The sequence below is a fragment of the Enterococcus sp. AZ011 genome (assembly GCF_050548355.1).
Taxonomy (GTDB): Bacteria; Bacillota; Bacilli; order Lactobacillales; family Enterococcaceae; genus Enterococcus; species Enterococcus faecalis.
Window position 1 is genome coordinate 2,151,482 of the sequence record NZ_CP172959.1, and the last position, 17,234, is coordinate 2,168,715.

Sequence of the window (17,234 nt, forward strand, 5' to 3'; positions counted from 1 at the left end):
TTTCCTCACAAATAAAAATTAGTACATGGTGAGGCGATCCTTGAATTAGAAAGTCAAAGTATTTATAACATCGTGGTTTAACGTTTTTTGTTTATTTGTTCGCATCTTTTTATGATTTATGTAACATAACTGTTGTTTATTCCTTATGTCAATGAGTATCCACTATTGTTGTTTTATAGATAACTAAGCTACATTACATGACTATTCGTATTTTTTAAAACTTGTCAATACATTGCTAGAAGCTTTGTATTAATGACGTGAGTTTTAAAAATGACACAACTAATTTTATCGATATTTTTAACTGAGCTCAGACACTTTTTTGAAAAAAATTGTTCAAATACCATTGCTTTCCTAAAGATTCATTTTGCATCCCAAATGAGCTGATTGGCTTTTTTTCTGGGATCTTCTATATTCAATTGCTCACCTAGAAACTCATATTTTACTCCTATTCAAGTGTACCAAAAACTACTTGAATTTGTTTTATATCCCTTACTGAGCCATTGCTCTCACAAGCTTTTTTTATAATTTTCTAATGTCGTCGCTTCATAAATACTCTTTATGTTACGTTTTTTTATCCTTATTAAAATATAGTTGACTGTCTATAGAAGTAATAATAGCAATTTAGAGAATCTATTTACTTGTGTATTCATAGATATAATTGTTTTTGATAAATTAACCAACATTTCTTTACTCACATATGCCTTTATTTTCATACAAAGAATGACGCTTTCTCCCAAGCTACCGGTCTGGCCACAAACACCAAAAACACTTTTATTAAATATAATTTTTAATATGAGTATCCTACTTTATTAGTATTTTTGTCTACTTTTTGAATTTTATTAATAAATAAAATTTTTTCCATGTTCACTCATTATAGTTATTAAATCAACATTTTATTTTATTCCATCCTATGATAAAATGAAATAAAATATAATTAAGGAGTTATCAATGTGTTTTTAAAAAAATTTTCAATTAATAGGTCTGCTTTATTTTCAATCATTGGTATTTTGTTGGCAGCTGCCATTATTGTCTCAGCTCAGTTATTTCGTCATTCTATAATTTTAGGGACCGACAGCAACTTTTTTATGAATAAAGTTTATGAAAGCTACATGCAACAAAAAAATCATACCTATAACTATTTCCAAAGTCTTTACGGATTTCAACAATCTGGTCGAATTATTAATACGGTCTATGCACCTGACTTCACTTTCATCATGGGCTTATTATTAGCTTTTTCAAAGACTTGGTTTAGATTTCAAATTATTTCCAGCTTTCTTTGCTTTGCTCTCGCAGGATTATCAATGTTTACCTTAGCTCGTTACAATAAGATAACTTATAAGCTGGCAGTAGGCTTATCACTTTTCTACATGTCTACTAATGTTATTGCTTCCTTTAGCTTAATACAAACTTCTTCCAGCTGGGCTAGTGCTATTTTGCCATTGGTTTTTATTCCCGCTATAAAAATGATTAAAGATAAAGCTCAACCGATTCAACCTTTAATTTTAGCCATTCCGGTTGCACTAACTATGCACTTACACGTTTTTACTTCTTTACTTACAGTGCTAGCTTTGCTACCATTCTTTATTGTTGGTTTCATACTAACACCAAAGAAAGTCAGAATGCTTATTAATGCAATCTTGGCTGTTTTAATAACGATGCTATTAACCTCTCGTCTTTTGATTGGTATGTTAGAAGTTTTCTCAAGCAATCATTTGTTAAAGCCTTATCCTATTGAAAGAATGATGCCTTATACTACAAGTTTTACACTTGGTGTTCAAGATTGGGGATCGTTAGGGCTAATTTTTTCTTTGATCGCTACTTTCATGTTTGTTTTTACTATTTTTAATTGGAAAACCTTAGTATTGACTGAAAAAGTGATCAATCTTGTCGGTCTTTTTTTTCTACTTCTTTCATCAAGTTTGCTACCTTGGGATGACTTACCTACAACATTTAAGATGCTTCAAGGAATACAATTTCCATTACGTTTTGCTAGTATTTCTTATGTTCTCTTATTTTTAAGTTTTACACTTTATTTGCAAAGAATAACTTTAAAAGAAGAAAATAAATATACCAGTATAAGTGTAACTTATGTCACTGTTGCCGTTCTTTCTTGTTTGCTAATAAATCAAGCTCTTTTAACACAATCAGAGGCATGGCAATCAGCTACTCCTTTATCTAATGACACTACCTCTACACTCACAAAAATTAAAGATATGAATAAACTTAAACAAGCTTTTAATGGCAAACATGCCTTAGGTGATGGACTCGAGCTAGTAATCAAACCGCTTTCTGATTATTTGCCTACTCATAACAAAGAAGACATTGACATCATTGTCAGAAATAAACCTTATAATATTTATTGGAAAGAAGTAGCAAATAATGAAATTAAAGGTAAAAAACAAGTCACCCCTGAAGGGCAGCTACAATTTAATTGGATAAACGCTAGCAATAAAACAAGTCAAATGTTATTACCACTTACTGCTTATTCTAATAGTGAAGTATGGCTCAACGGTCAAAAATTAACAAAACAACAATATAAAACATCTGAAATTGGTAGCTTAATTGTGCCTGCCCAAGCTGGTAAAAATTCCTTAACCATTGGTTACAAACCCAGCCTAGCCTTTGTTATTGCATCATATATCCAAATCATAGCTTATATCTGTTTAGGAACTACTTTTATTTATTACTTTTTAAAAAAACATATTAAAGGTAACTAAAGAGAAACTGAGGCAAGTACTTTTTTCATTTATTTTATCAAGAAAAAGTATACAAAATAAGCCTCATAAATTAGAAATTTAAGTATGTTATAACTTATTAGGTAAGGATACATTCCTTATTGGCCGTTAGAGTCCGTGTATGAGTAATCATACGTACTTGAATGCCGTACCATCGAGTGGAGACATTTCAAGAGCTTGTTGATACCAGTGATGAGCGCAACCTTATGCTTTTTGGGCGAAGGTTGCGTTTTTAATTTGTAGTAATAACCCACTAGATGATTGGGGCTCGCTGCTTGTTACCGAATCATGTTCATAATAATAAAATACAAAATTCTTTCATATCTTCGGATTCCCATGTTTATCCATGTGTTCATTGACGGTATGTTTTCCATAGTGATATCTTCTGGTGTTGACACCGCCAGAAGCGTTTAGTTATTTGTGAGAAGAAAAACGCAAATGTCTCCTAATACACCAATAATGAGTCCTGCAGAGAGTTCATTAATTTCTAGAATACTTTCGAATTATTCTATTTGTTCGGCTGCTTCAACTAGCAGTTTAGCTAAGTGTTCTTTAGTTGTCAGTAATTGTTTCAATTGTTGGGACTAGTATACAACTTTTTGATTGGAGATTTTTTTATCGGTATTTTTCTTTAAAAAATTTTTTTAATTTTGTTTGCCTCAATTCTTCTAAATAATCAGGATATAAACAAAAGTCAAATGATGATATTTTCTTAAAAAGTATCTATGCTTAGTCTTACATTGTAATGACACCCAAAAGTTAGACTTTCAGATTTAACTTTTAGGTGTCAACTTACATATATCAAACTTTTCAGTTAGAATTATCTAATAGAAAACATCAAAAAAGCGACATGTTCGTCGCTTTAGGTAAAATTTTGGAAAATAGCAATAAAAATAATAGTTTATTCCCCTGCATTTGTGTCAATTTAAAGTCATTCTTACTGAATTTACTCCCTATTTCCGATACATCTTAAACTCCAAGAACAGATCGTTATAAATTCCTAAGTATTCTTGACCTAAATCTTGGTAAACTTCTAAATGTTTGATGGTTTCATCATCTGGATAAAATTGTTTATCTTCGGCAACTTCTTTTGGTAATAGTTTTTTAGCTTCTTTATTTGGTGTGGAATAACCAATATATTCTGCATTTTGTGCTGCATTTTCTGGTCGTAACATAAAGTTCATAAATGCATAGGCGCCGTCTTTATTTTTGGCTGTCTTAGGCATCACAATGTTATCAAACCAGAGATTAGAGCCTTCACTGGGAATCACATAATGTAGATGTTCATTGTTTTCTAGCATTTCAGCAGCTTCACCAGAGAAAGTTACAGCAACTGCACTTTCTTCATTAGCCATGTACATTTTGATTTCATCGGCAACAATTGCTTTGACATTGTTCGTTAATCGGTTTAACTTATCGGTAGCCTGACGTAATTGTTGGTCGTTTTTACTGTTTAACGAATAGCCTAAACTATTCAAAGATAATCCTAACACTTCGCGAGCGCCATCAATCAGCATGACATTATTTTTTAATTCCGGGCGCCATAAATCATCCCAATGTTGGATCTGACGGCCGTCAATAAATTTATCATTATAAATAATCCCCAACGTGCCCCAGAAGTACGGAACGGAAAACTTATTTTTGGGATCAAAGGATTGATCTAAAAAGCGTGCATCAATGTTTTCTAAGCCTTTTAATTTGCTGTGATCAAGTGGTAAAAGCATCTTCGCTTTCATCATTTTTTGAATCATATATTCAGAAGGAATGGCAATATCATAGGCTGTACCACCTTGCTGAATTTTTGTATACATAGCTTCATTAGAATCAAAGGTTTCGTAATTGACTTTATAACCTGTTTCTCTTTCAAATTTCTTAATCAAGGCCGGATCTATATAGTCCCCCCAATTGTAAATGGTCAAGGTATCTGCTCCTGCCATGCCACTTGCTTTCTCCAATTGGCGCACGCCAAAAAACAAGATGACAATAATAGCGATAATTCCAATAAAAAGTGACTGTAATTTTTTCATTTTAACTTGGCCACCTCACTTTGTTCCCGACGCATTTTCTTTAAACGTTTTGGCGTATTGTCTTTACTGATAAAGTAATAACCGACAACTAGAATCATTGAGAATAGGAATACTAACGCACTTAAGGCATTGATTTCTAAACTAATTCCCTGACGTGCTCGTGAATAAATTTCAACAGATAATGTTGAAAAACCATTGCCTGTCACAAAGAATGTTACGGCAAAATCGTCCAACGAATAAGTAAAGGCCATAAAGTAGCCAGCAATAATTCCAGGCGCTAAAAAAGGCAAAATAATATTTTTAATCACTTGAACATTATTGGCCCCTAAATCCCTTGCCGCATCTACCATAGAATCGTTCATCTCTTGTAGTTTTGGTAAAACCATTAAAACAACAATTGGAATACTAAAGGCAATATGCGACAATAATACACTTGTAAAACCTAAACTGATAAACCCTACTGCCGTGAAGAAAATTAAGAAACTGGCTCCAATAATAACATCTGGTGAAACGAGTAAAATGTTATTAAAGCTAAGCAACGTGTTCCGGTTTTTACGACGTTTTGTATAATAAATCCCCATCGCGCCAAATGTTCCAATGATGGTTGCTATTAAAGCCGATAAGAAAGCTAACAAAAACGTATTCAGAACAATGGTTAACAAGCGTGTGTCTTCAAAAACGTTCCGATAATTATCTAACGTAAAACCAGTAAACTGATTCATCGTTTGCGTGTCGTTAAACGAATAAAAAATCAAATAAAAGATTGGTGCGTACAGTAGCGCAAAGACAACGAATAAATACACATAAGACCATTTAAACTTTTTCTTTTGCATTATTTGCCACGCCCTTTCTTCTTCTCACCCGTCAGCAACATCACAATAAACATGGCAACAATTAAAATCACACCAATTGTTGAACCCATGCCCCAGTTTTGCGTTACTAAGAAGTGTTCCTCAATCGCCGTTCCCAACGTAATCACCCGATTGCCGCCAATTAAACGCGTTAACATAAAGAGCGAGAGCGAAGGAATAAAGACAGCTTGAACGCCACTTTTCACACCGTTTAGGGAGAGAGGAAAAATGACACGGCGGAACGTTTCCGCACTGCTAGCTCCTAAGTCCCGACTAGCACTAATCAATGAAGGATTCATCTCTTCTAAGGCATTAAAAATCGGCATAATCATAAATGGAATTTCTATATACGTTGCGACAAATAAAAAACTGAAATCTGTAAACAGAATTTGGTGCGTACCCAAACCCATAAAACTCATAAACTGATTGATACTCCCATGAATACTGAAAATCCCAATAAAAGCATAAGCTTTTAATAATAAATTCACCCACGTTGGTAAAATAACGAGCATTAACCATAACTGTTTATGCTTGAGCTTTGTCAAAAAATAAGCCGTAGGATAACTTACCAATAACGTAAAAATGGTAATCAGAAAAGCATACCACACTGAATTAATGGTCATACTTAAATACGTTCCTGATGTAAAATACGTTTGGTAATTCGCCAAGGTAAACTGGCCATTCATATCGAAAAATGATTGATAAATAATCATTAGCACTGGCGCAATGACGAATAAAAGTAACCACATTACATAGGGAATCGAATAAATTCGACGCATTGTTTTCATTTTATTTTCCCCTTTCGTTTACTCGTCGTAACTTTCTAAACGGGCATCAAAGTCTTCTTCTGATTCATTGAAGCGCATCACGTGAATATCTTCTGGCTCAAAGGAGAGCCCTACTTGAGCGCCTTCTTTGGCTTTTCGAGTGGAATGCACCATCCATTCATTTCCTTGTTCATCAAAACAAATAATTTCATAATGAACGCCGCGGAATAACTGCGTGTCCACCGTTACGGTTAGCTTGCCTTTTTCAAGCGTGGTAATCGTTAAGTCTTCTGGACGTAAAACGACTTCTACAGGTTCATTTTTCCGCATGCCGCCATCGACACATTCAAACTTTTTGCCCACAAATGAAACTAAATTATCTTCCAGCATCACGCCGTCCACAATATTACTTTCCCCCACAAAGTCAGCAACAAAGTGATTAATCGGTTCATCATAAATATCGACTGGTGTGCCACTTTGCACGATATGACCTTTATTCATGACAAAAATTTCATCGCTCATCGCTAATGCTTCTTCTTGATCATGGGTCACAAAAATAAAAGTAATCCCTAAACGTTGTTGTAAATCACGTAGTTCATATTGCATCGCTGTGCGTAATTTCAAATCTAAAGCGGATAACGGCTCATCTAAAAGCAATACTTTTGGCTCATTGACAATCGCTCGTGCAATTGCGACCCGCTGACGTTGGCCCCCAGACATTTCACTAATTTCACGTGTTTCGTAGCCGGGTAATTGAACCAAACGTAATGCCTCTTTCACTTTTTTTTCAATTTCTGCTTTGGATAGTTTTTTGATTTTTAAACCAAACGCAACATTATCAAAAACATTCATGTGAGGAAACAAAGCATAATCCTGAAACACGGTATTGACTTGGCGTTTATTGGCAGGTACATCATTTATTCTTTTACCATCAAAATAAACATCGCCAGAAGTCACGTCATTGAATCCCGCAATAATACGCAAAATCGTTGTTTTGCCACATCCTGAAGGTCCTAATAACGTATAAAATTTTCCTTCTTCAATTTCAAAGCTGACATTTTTTAATACTGGTTCATCGTCAAATTGTTTGACAACATTTTCAAATGAAATCACATGGTTTCTCACTGGATAAACTCCTCCATTTCGTCCTTTATAAATACGATTCTGTCGCCACAATTAACGCACGACTTTTTCCTCGACCATTGTTGCTAATTTGGTGAGGTTCTGTTGCTTGGTAATACATGGTTTGACCTTTTTTAGCAATATACGTGGCTTCCCCTAATATCAAACGAATGGAGCCATCAATCACATAAATAAATGTTTCTGATAGAGAAGGTTCAAACGTTTTGTATTCGCCATTTTTATCAAAAGTAATAATGACAGGTTCCATTTCTTTTTCATTTGAGGCTGGAATTAACCATTTTAGTTCATAGCCATGTTCTTCATCATAATAGAGGGTACTTTCTTCTTCATTGTAGACAATTTTCTGTTCAAGCGGTTGCTGACTAAAAAACTGCTCTGGCGTCACGCCTAGTACTTCTAAAATTGAGAAAAATGTTTCCATTGATGGTGAGCTTAAATCCCGCTCCAATTGGGAAATATAGCCTTTGGATAAATCCGTTCTTTCGCCTAATTCTTCTTGTGTTAAATTTTTCTGAATGCGTAAATTTCTCAACTTCTCACCAATTTCCATGGCACACCTCGTTTCTATTTTCAACTAATCTTTTCAACAAAAGTTTTGTAATACTAAACTTACAGTTTAGTTTTACCTTTTTTAGTATACGAACTTTTTGAAAAATTTCAACCATTTTTCTTTATTTTTCTAGTCTAATTGTCACACAATCTTTCTTTTCTGTATAACTTACTGTTTATAAGAAGAAAAATGATACGAAAAAATCAGAATATGATAAAATAAGACGAGTTGCTTTTTTACATAATTGGAAGGAGAGTTTTTATATGAATTCATTTCAAGCATTTACGTTAAGAGAACAAGATACATCTGTTATTGGTCAACTAGAAACCATTACTTTAGACGATTTATCAGAAGGCACTGTAGTAATCAAAGCAGCCTACTCCTCAGTTAACTTTAAAGACTCTTTAGCTTCAAAAAAAGACGGCGGTGTGATTCGCAATTATCCAATGATTCCAGGAATTGATGTCAGTGGCACTGTTGTCACATCGGAAGATCCTCGTTTCAAAGAAGGCGATAAAGTGATCGTAACAGGCTATCAATTAGGGGTTAGTCATACTGGTGGTTATTCTGAATATGTGCGTGTTCCTGGCGATTGGGTAGTTCCACTTCCTGAAAAAATGAGTCTCAAAGAAGCAATGATTTTCGGAACTGCTGGCTTTACGGCCGGATTATCTGTCACAGCTTTAGAAGACGATGGCTTACGCGACGACAAAGAAGCCCCCATCATTGTAACTGGTGCGACAGGCGGTGTTGCGACATTGTCTATTGCGATGTTGCATCAATTAGGCTACACTTCAATCACTGCATTAACTAGAAAGCCAGGTTCTTTTGAGCTTTTAAAAGAGTTAGGTGTTAGTGAATGCTTATTAGTAGAAGATTTCTTAGCAACTCCTGTTAAAGCATTAATGAAACAGCGTTTTGCTTTTGCAATTGATACCACTGGTGGGGAAATTACTTCTGCTGTTTTACCACAACTTCGTTATGATGGCCGTTCAGCCATTTGTGGCCGCGCTGCTGGAATGACATTAGAGACAACCGTTTTACCCTTTATTTTACGGGGCGTTCATTTATTGGGCATTGATTCGGTTAATGTTGGTATGGACAAACGAAAAATAGTCTGGCAACGTCTTGCCACTGATTTAGACATCACTGAAAAAGCTGTGTATCAAGAGATTACTTTAGAAGAACTTCCCCCTGTTTTTGAAGCATTACAAGCAGGCCAACATATTGGACGGACCATTGTCCGAATTTCTTAAGGAGGCGTTTTGATTATGGATGTTTTAGTTACTGCTGGTGGAACGTCAGAACCGATTGATAATGTTCGTTCGATTACCAATCATTCTTCTGGCGGACTAGGAAAAGCAATTGCTGAAAGTTTTTTAGCTGCTGGACACACCGTAACCTACGTAACAACCAAACATGCATTACGTCCAACCCAACAATTGGACTTATCAATTAAAGAAATAGAAACAACGGTTGAATTAGCCACTACGTTAGAACAACTCTTTGCTGAAAAGCAATTTGATGCGATTGTTCACGCAATGGCAGTCAGTGATTTTACGACGGAAACCGCGCAAACGGAAGAACAATTTATTGATTCTTTTGCTCAACAATTAAGCGAACAAACATTGCCAAAGACCAAAGAAGCCTTGGTAACTATCGTTCAAAACACATTGAATCAGATTGCTGATATTCCTCAAACAGCAACAAAAATTTCATCTGATACGGACCGATTATTAATTTTTCTAAAGAAAAATCCTAAAGTCATCCAAATGATTCGTGACAAGCAACCCCAAACTGTTTTAGTGGGCTTTAAATTACTTGTCGACGTTGCACAAGCAGAACTTGTCCAGGTTGCACAAGCCGCTTTGGTTAAAAATCGGTGTGACTTTGTCTTAGCCAATGACTTGATGAACGTTCATGAAACAGAACACGAAGGATTATTAATTAACGAAACGGGTATTGTCCAAGAAGCTTGTTCAAAACAAGGGATTGGTTCAATGATCGTTAAAAATGTTGAAAAGAAATGGAGAGAACAACAATGAAAACTATTTTATTAGGCGTCTCTGGCAGCATTTCTGCATATAAAGCAGCAGATATTACAAGTCAACTAGCTAAGCTTGGCTACAATGTGGAAATTTTAATGACTAAAAGCAGCACGGCGTTCATCACTCCGCTGACGTTACAATCACTTTCTAAGAATCCAGTGCATACGGATGTCATGATGGAAATTGATCCCAGTAAAATTAATCACATTGAGTTAGCTAAAAAAGCGGATTTATTTTTAGTAGCACCTGCTTCGGCCAATACAATTGGGAAATTAGCCCATGGGATTGCCGATGACTTATTATCAACAGTTGCTTTGGCACTTTATCCTGAAACACCAAAAATTATTGCGCCCGCGATGAATACGTATATGTACCAAAACCCCATTGTCCAACGAAATATTGGCATTTTAAAAGAAGTCGGCTATCAAGAAATAATCCCACGTGAAGCTCTATTAGCTTGTGGCGATTATGGTCGTGGCGCACTTGCCACTGTTGAAGATATCATTCAAACAGTGATGAAAATTTTAGCATCTGATAACAAGGAGTAATTTATGAATAACACGAAAAAATTTACGTTAACAGCAATGTTCTTAGCTATCTTACTTTTACTGGCTTTAACCCCGCTAGGATTTATCACATTAGGTCCTTTAAATTCGACCACGATGCATATTCCTGTAATTATTGGTTCCATTGTTTTAGGGCCAAAAATCGGTAGTATGTTGGGCGGCACGTTTGGGATCATTAGCTTAATTAAAAATACGACAGCACCAACACCTTTGTCGTTTGTTTTTTCTCCATTTATTCCCGTGATCGGTACCGATCACGGTAGTTGGAAGGCTCTTTTAATTGTGCTCATTCCGCGGATTTTAATTGGGGTCGTTCCTTATTTCGCTTACAAATGGCTAAATAAATTAACGAAGGAAAAAGCGCAACCTGTCTCCTTATTTGTGGCTGGTGTTTTAGGCTCAGCAACGAATACCATTTTAGTCATGAACATGATTTATTTTCTTTTTAATTCAGCTTATGCTGAAATTATTGGTAAAGCTGGAACTGCTGTTTACCTAGCTATTATTGCGACGATTTTCAGTTCTGGTGTGCCAGAAGCTCTTGTTGCTGGTGTAGCTGCTTCAGCAATTGCTAGCGTTTTGCTTCGCTTAATGAAACGGAATGCAACGCAAAAATTATAGAAAAAACACAGAGACTAAAAATCAAGTTTGATTTTTAGTCCCTGTGTTTTTTATTTATTTTTTTTGTTTTCGTAATTTATAAGCATATTCACTGGCTTTAAATAATAATTTATTAACCGGTAAATCAAATTCCCCAATAAATTCATTAATCGTTGGGTTGAAGTTCGCTTTAAACTTAATTAAGCCATCATTTAAACTACCTTCTAAGCCGCCCATATTACAGCTTTCGCAGCCACGGTTAAAACATTCTTGAATGGCATCTCGCCAAGTCACATATGTTGGCATGTAGCGTTTATAACGATCATCTAAGCCAGCATAAAGGATTTCACTTGTTGGACCAAATGTCACAGCCAAGGCGCCAGCAACCGTTACAATTTCACCAGCTTCTGCGATATTTTCTTCTAATTCTTTTAGTTCCCGAGTCAAGGAAGCATCTAATTCTTCTAAATTATGGCGCTTTTTCACTTGATTTTCTTTCAAATTACTCAAGTCTTTTTGATTTTTGTCATAGCGTTGTTGCGTGCTATCTAAGCGTTCCTTTAAATTGACTTCCGCTAGCATAATAAAGGAGTCTTCTGGGTAAATGTTCAACAGCTTCTTAAAGTAATCACTATTCCGTAAAGAAATATGTTGGCGTTCCATGGTTGATTGAATGACTTTTTCAAATTCATCAACAAAGTCAACATGCCCTTGCTGCACAACGACCCCTTTTTTTTCAGCTGTTTTAATCATTTTCTTGGTGCTTTTTGACAATTGTTCTTCACTAAAATCTTCACGATAAATATTCGCTTGGAAGCGGGGCTGGATGGTGGCCCCCATATCCATTGTCAATCCTTGATATTTGGCCCCTGCTTTTTTCAAGGTCTCAATAATAGCTGTCGCTTCAGCATGCGGTTGATGTTCTTCTCCTAAATGAAAATCTTGATAGTGAACCGCTGGATCCATTTTTATAAATAAAGCTCGTTTTTTCTTGCCAAATTTTTTCAATTCAGCCATAAAGTAGCTGACCAGACGTTCATTTGTATAGTCCATTACTGGACCTCTTGGTGTATATAACATCGTAAAACCGGCTGGTAATGGTTTGATTAAAACTAAACTTGATGCGACTAATGTATCCTTTTCATAAACCCCAACAATTTCAGAACCCCAGTTATCCTTGACTTTTGCCCATGAAGATGACTGTAGTAAATTACATAATGGGTGATTTTTAACAAATGTATCGTGTACTTCTGCCGGAATACCGATTTTAAATGTGTACATGTTCAAACTCCTCTGCTGTGACTTTCCAATAGTCCGTTTATCTTACACTATCATAGTGTATTCCAACAGACTAGTAAAGTTTTACATGAAAATTTTTAGAAAAAATGTAGATCTTATTCTTTATGTAAAAAAGAAGAGGTAGAAACAGTTCATTCTATCACTTAGTTCACTAATAGCAACGACACTTTTCTTCACTGCCATTCAAAGGATGAATCATTTCTATCCACATCTTTTCAATTAAATACGTGTTTCAAATTTTAATGACTTGTTGATAAAATACATGATTGGTGCTGAAATCGTCATAATAATCGCTTCACTTAATGCTAACCAACCATAAGTTGTCCAAAATGCTTGACCGCCACTTGGTACTAGCATAAAGGCAATAAAAAACATACTTACAGTGAAAAATAGACTATTTAGACACATTCTAACAGGAATACTTGGTACCTTTTTTTGTAAAAAAGCTGCTAAACTCAACGCAAATAATGTTTGCGCTCCACCAAACAGAGCATCCATTACACCGAAACCAAAAAATAAGTTAAAAAAGATAACGCCGCCTAAAACACCCCACATCAATTTGCGATTGAAAACGACTAGGTGATTCAAACTTTCTGAAATTCTAAATTGAATCATACCAGAAGAAACTGGCCGAACCAATAAAGAGAGGACAATATATAAGCCCATAATGATACCATTGGCTAAGACTGTTCTTAGCTTTCGATTGGCTTGAAACGAATTTTGCATACTTTTTCCTTCTTTCTCCGAGTTTTTTTACAAGGGATGGTTGATGAACCTTGGTTACAATTGCAACAGTTCACATTCTAATATGGAAAGTCAAAATAGTCAATGAAAGCCCTGTTTTACTTTGCACTTATTTGCAGTTTTCACCTCTCATGCATTGTTTCGTGCCTTTTTCTAGTCATTTTTTACTTTTTTAAGCAATCTTTATTCGCAGAAGTTCCTCCCTCTGGTATAATGGACAATAGCGATTCAAAGGAGGAGCTCAATGAACATTCACTACTATCTTATTATCAACGAGCAGGCAAGTAGCGGCAATGGCCGAAAAGTCGCTAGAAAAGTGATTCAACAACTCAAGCAACAAGAACTTAAATATACGGCTCTTTACACTGATTACGCTGGACATGAAAAAGAATTGACGAAGGAACTTGCAGAAACAACTTTACTTCCTTGGTCTGAAGACTTAGACGTTTCAACTTTTCCAATCCTAGTCGTGCTAGGCGGCGATGGCACACTACATAATGTCATTAATTCATTACTTCCATATGATTCAGCTATTCCTTTAAGCTATATTCCATGCGGCTCTGGAAATGATTTTGCACGAGGGGTGGGATTATCAAGAAATATTGATAAAGCATTGCATCAAATCCTGCGCACCAGACGACCAAAAGAAATTCAAACAATTCATTATGTAGAAGCCAACCAAGAAGAAATCGGCTTAGCCACCAATAATGTTGGCTTAGGGTTAGATGCGGCAATCGTGGAAAAAACCAACGAATCGTCATCAAAAAAAGCCTTAAATAAATTTAAGCTTGGCTCGCTTTCCTATATTTCTTCAATCATTCATGTCTTTTTTAAACAAAAAAGCTTTCCAATTTTAGTTGAAATGAATGGTAAACAATACACATTTAATCGTGCTTTCCTATGTACGGTCACAAATCATCCTTATTTTGGCGGGGGCGTATCAATTATGCCGACGGCCAATCCTCGCAAAGCAGTCGTGGACTTAGTTGTCGTGGAACGAATCAATATTTTTAAAATTTTGTGGCTTATTTTCCTATTGCTTCGCCAAAAACAAGGGAAATCTAAACATTTTCATCATTTTCAATCAAGTAAAATTCGAATTGTTTCGACGATTCCACAAACCATTCACGCAGATGGCGAGATTTTAGGCAAACGAAGTATTGATATGGTTTATACCACACAAAAACGTTTGTTTTGGTTTTAACTGAGTCCCTTAAGGTTGAAAAAGAGTGCCATAAGTCAAAACGACTTATGGCACTCTTTCCTTTTCTCACATAAATTGATAAGGCGTCGTATCCTTCATTCCAATCATTGGATCAACAGCATTTGTTTGAATAATTTCGACTGTTAGTCGTGGTTCTTTTGGTAATGGTTCTTCGACAACTTTTGTCGCTTTCTTTGCTGTTTCTGGGGTTGACTCTTCTCCTTCATCAGCAAATAGCGAAACTTCTTGTACCGTTGTGTCAACTAATTGATCGTCTGTTTCTTTGATCTGATTGGCTTTCGTTGATTGCTGTTCAGTTTCATAAGAGACAGCTTTTGTTTCCTTTTCAGTAAATGGATGGTCTGCCGTTAAACCTTCTTCATAGGCTTCTAACTGAGTTCTAGTCGTTAAGGTCATTTGTTCTGCGTTCACGATTCGTTCTTTTAGCATCGTCATGCGACTAGCCGATTCGTTTTTGACACATGTTTCAAAAGCAGAAACCTCACCTAGTAGAATTAATAATTCTTTACTACGTGTCACTGCTGTATACAGCAAATTTCGTTGCAGCATTCGGCTATACTGATGAACCATTGGCAGTAACACCATGCGGAATTCACTACCTTGCGCTTTATGAATCGAACAACAATACGATAGCGTAATTTTATTCCATTCATTTCTTTTATACGTTACTTCATTATTATCAAACTGTAAAACCAACTCGTCCACTTTGTCCTCTGAGTCTTTGGCTAAAGTAATTCCGACGATTTCTCCCATATCTCCATTGAACACATTTAATTCTGGCGTATTGACTAGTTGCAAAACTTTGTCCCCGATCCGATAGACGGTGTCATTCCACTTGACTTCTTTTTTCTTCCCCTCATTTGGATTGAAGATTTCTTGCATCATTTTATTCAAGGCATCAATGCCAGCTGCGCCACGATACATTGGCGCTAAAACTTGAATATCTTGTGGCGTAAACCCTTTTGCTTTTGCCTTTGTGACGATTTGTCGAATGTATTCTTCAATATGACCAATATCACTTGCAAAGAACGAGCGATCCTTTTGATTTTTTTGAAAATCAGTAGGCAACTTTCCTTCTTTAATTTCATGGGCAAGAGGAATAATACTTGAACCGTCTCCTTGACGATAAATTTCGTTTAGCTCACATTTGGGAATTTCGTTAATTTGCAATAAGTCATGTAAGACTTGACCTGGACCGACAGACGGTAGCTGATCCTTATCACCAACAAAAATCACTTGCATGTTTGTCGGAATAGCTTTTAATAACGTATTGGCTAACCAAGTATCCACCATGGACATTTCATCTACAATTAGCAAACCGCCTTCTAATTCTTTGGCGGTTAAACTCGGATTTTTTTCACGACCTGTCAAGCCTAACAAACGGTGGATGGTACTTGCAGGTAAACCTGTCGTTTCGTTCATACGTTTCGCTGCTCGCCCAGTTGGCGCCGCTAGCAAGATTGGAAACATCTCCTGCGTATAGTCTTTGAGATCTAATGAAAGACCATTTAGTTCCGCAAACAACGAGACAATCCCATTAATAACAGTTGTTTTCCCTGTTCCGGGCCCTCCAGTTAAAATAAATAACGGTGATTTAATCGCTTCTTCAATCGCTGCTTGTTGCGAGTCGCCATACTGAATATTTAAACGTTTCTCAATCATTCGGATATTTTTTTGGACTTCTTCTTCCTCATAATGAATTTCTTTTTTACGAGAAAGTAAACGCTGAATCGAAGTACCAATGCCCCATTCAGAAAAATAGAGACTGTTCTCAAAAAGTTTAGTCTCTTCTTGTTGGATTTTTCCATGTTCGACTAACGTAATGATTTCATTGGCCACTTGATCAGGTGAGATTTCCACTGGGCGACTTGCTTCCAAGGTCCGAATTGCTTCTTCTAATAAAACATCTGCTTGAACATACGTATTGCCTGAGCGAATGGAGTGTTCAAACACTTCATGTAAAATCGCCGCTCGAATTCGAACAGCAGAATCCGCCTGAATGCCGATTTGTTCAGCAATATTGTCCGCTCGTTTAAATCCGACTCCCTCAATATCTTCAACTAACTGATAAGGATTTTCTTGAATCACAGAAAGGGTTTCTTCTTGATAGGTTTGATAAATTGAAAAAGCTAACTGACTACCGAAGCCGTATCGATTTAGTCCCACAATCACTTGCTCCATCCCGTGATTCAAGCGAATTGTTTCGACGATTACTTGACGTTTTTTTTCATTTAAAACAGTAACTTCTTCCAAAACACTCGGGTCATCAATAATTCGGTCAATCGCACTTTCCCCTAATACTTCAACAATTTTTTCAGCGGTTCGTTTACCAATGCCAGGAAATTTATCACTTGATAAATAGTTAACCACCCCACTAGCCGAAGTCGGTCTTTCTTGCTGATAACTATCCACCTGAAACTGTCTGCCATAACGAGGATGGTCCACAAAATGACCAAAGAAACGATAGGGTTCCTCTTCTTGAACTTGGCCAAAACTTCCAGTTACTACAATTTCTTTTTCTAAATAATCTGTATTTGTATCGGTCACATTTACAAGAACGACTTTATAAAAATTACTGGGATTTTCAAAAAAGATTGCTTGTACAGTCCCAACAATAAAGGCTTTTTCTTCGTCCTCACCAAAAAGTGTTACCACTACAAGCCCTCCTTTCTGTTGTGC

Annotated in this window: 14 protein-coding genes; 6 read left to right on the plus strand and 8 right to left on the minus strand. The window is 36.0% G+C overall.

Going from position 1 to position 17,234, the window contains the following annotated elements:
* Positions 1-950: 950 nt before the first annotated feature.
* Positions 951-2,717: a cell division protein gene (locus IGL36_RS10335; protein ID WP_002385718.1), complete on the plus strand. Its 1,767-nt coding sequence runs from the start codon at positions 951-953 to the stop codon at positions 2,715-2,717.
* A gap of 971 nt (positions 2,718-3,688) precedes the next feature.
* On the opposite strand, the gene IGL36_RS10340 is transcribed toward IGL36_RS10335, so the two are convergent.
* Genes IGL36_RS10340 through IGL36_RS10360 form a run of 5 tightly spaced genes read right to left on the minus strand, consistent with a single transcriptional unit; the run spans position 3,689 to position 8,073 of the window.
* Positions 3,689-4,762 carry an ABC transporter substrate-binding protein gene (locus tag IGL36_RS10340; RefSeq protein WP_002394111.1) on the minus strand — a complete coding sequence of 358 codons (1,074 nt, stop codon included), beginning with the start codon at positions 4,760-4,762 and terminating at the stop codon, positions 3,689-3,691.
* The gene (locus IGL36_RS10345; protein WP_002356512.1) at positions 4,759-5,595 is read right to left on the minus strand and encodes an ABC transporter permease; all 837 of its coding nucleotides are present in this window, start codon (positions 5,593-5,595) and stop codon (positions 4,759-4,761) included. Before IGL36_RS10345 ends, IGL36_RS10340 begins: the two co-directional genes overlap by 4 nt.
* Positions 5,595-6,401: an ABC transporter permease gene (locus IGL36_RS10350; RefSeq protein ID WP_002356510.1), complete on the minus strand. Its 807-nt coding sequence runs from the start codon at positions 6,399-6,401 to the stop codon at positions 5,595-5,597. Before IGL36_RS10350 ends, IGL36_RS10345 begins: the two co-directional genes overlap by 1 nt.
* An 18-nt stretch (positions 6,402-6,419) precedes the next feature.
* Positions 6,420-7,505, minus strand: a complete 1,086-nt coding sequence (locus IGL36_RS10355) for an ABC transporter ATP-binding protein (protein ID WP_002356508.1) — start codon at positions 7,503-7,505, stop codon at positions 6,420-6,422.
* A 25-nt stretch (positions 7,506-7,530) separates the two neighbouring features.
* Positions 7,531-8,073 carry a helix-turn-helix domain-containing protein gene (locus IGL36_RS10360; protein ID WP_002384111.1) on the minus strand — a complete coding sequence of 181 codons (543 nt, stop codon included), beginning with the start codon at positions 8,071-8,073 and terminating at the stop codon, positions 7,531-7,533.
* Positions 8,074-8,336: 263 nt separating this feature from the next.
* Between IGL36_RS10360 and IGL36_RS10365 the strand changes: the two genes are divergently transcribed.
* The 4 genes from IGL36_RS10365 to IGL36_RS10380 are packed head-to-tail and all read left to right on the plus strand — an operon-like array spanning position 8,337 to position 11,308.
* A complete protein-coding gene (locus IGL36_RS10365; RefSeq protein ID WP_002397981.1) occupies positions 8,337-9,329 on the plus strand; it encodes a YhdH/YhfP family quinone oxidoreductase in 993 nt (330 codons plus the stop codon).
* A 15-nt stretch (positions 9,330-9,344) separates the two neighbouring features.
* A complete protein-coding gene (coaB, locus tag IGL36_RS10370) occupies positions 9,345-10,118 on the plus strand; it encodes a phosphopantothenate--cysteine ligase (protein ID WP_002395493.1) in 774 nt (257 codons plus the stop codon).
* Complete coding sequence (gene coaC / locus IGL36_RS10375; protein ID WP_002384108.1) at positions 10,115-10,669, plus strand: phosphopantothenoylcysteine decarboxylase; 555 nt, start codon at positions 10,115-10,117, stop codon at positions 10,667-10,669. The genes coaB and coaC overlap by 4 nt, the downstream gene beginning before the upstream one ends.
* 3 nt (positions 10,670-10,672) lie before the next feature.
* Entirely contained in the window at positions 10,673-11,308 is a 636-nt protein-coding gene (locus IGL36_RS10380) for an ECF transporter S component (RefSeq protein ID WP_002356501.1), read from the plus strand.
* A 54-nt stretch (positions 11,309-11,362) separates the two neighbouring features.
* On the opposite strand, the gene IGL36_RS10385 is transcribed toward IGL36_RS10380, so the two are convergent.
* Together IGL36_RS10385 and IGL36_RS10390 are read right to left on the minus strand one after the other, a co-directional pair.
* Positions 11,363-12,568, minus strand: coding sequence for an aminoacyltransferase (locus IGL36_RS10385; protein ID WP_002397980.1), 1,206 nt, complete (start codon positions 12,566-12,568; stop codon positions 11,363-11,365).
* 237 nt (positions 12,569-12,805) lie between these two features.
* A complete protein-coding gene (locus tag IGL36_RS10390) occupies positions 12,806-13,312 on the minus strand; it encodes a QueT transporter family protein (RefSeq protein ID WP_002397979.1) in 507 nt (168 codons plus the stop codon).
* Between the two features lie 262 nt (positions 13,313-13,574).
* Between IGL36_RS10390 and IGL36_RS10395 the strand changes: the two genes are divergently transcribed.
* Positions 13,575-14,534, plus strand: coding sequence for a diacylglycerol/lipid kinase family protein (locus IGL36_RS10395; RefSeq protein WP_002397978.1), 960 nt, complete (start codon positions 13,575-13,577; stop codon positions 14,532-14,534).
* 66 nt (positions 14,535-14,600) lie between these two features.
* Here the strand turns inward: IGL36_RS10395 and recD2 are convergent, their stop codons facing one another.
* Complete coding sequence (recD2, locus tag IGL36_RS10400) at positions 14,601-17,210, minus strand: SF1B family DNA helicase RecD2 (RefSeq protein WP_002397977.1); 2,610 nt, start codon at positions 17,208-17,210, stop codon at positions 14,601-14,603.
* Positions 17,211-17,234 lie beyond the last annotated feature (24 nt).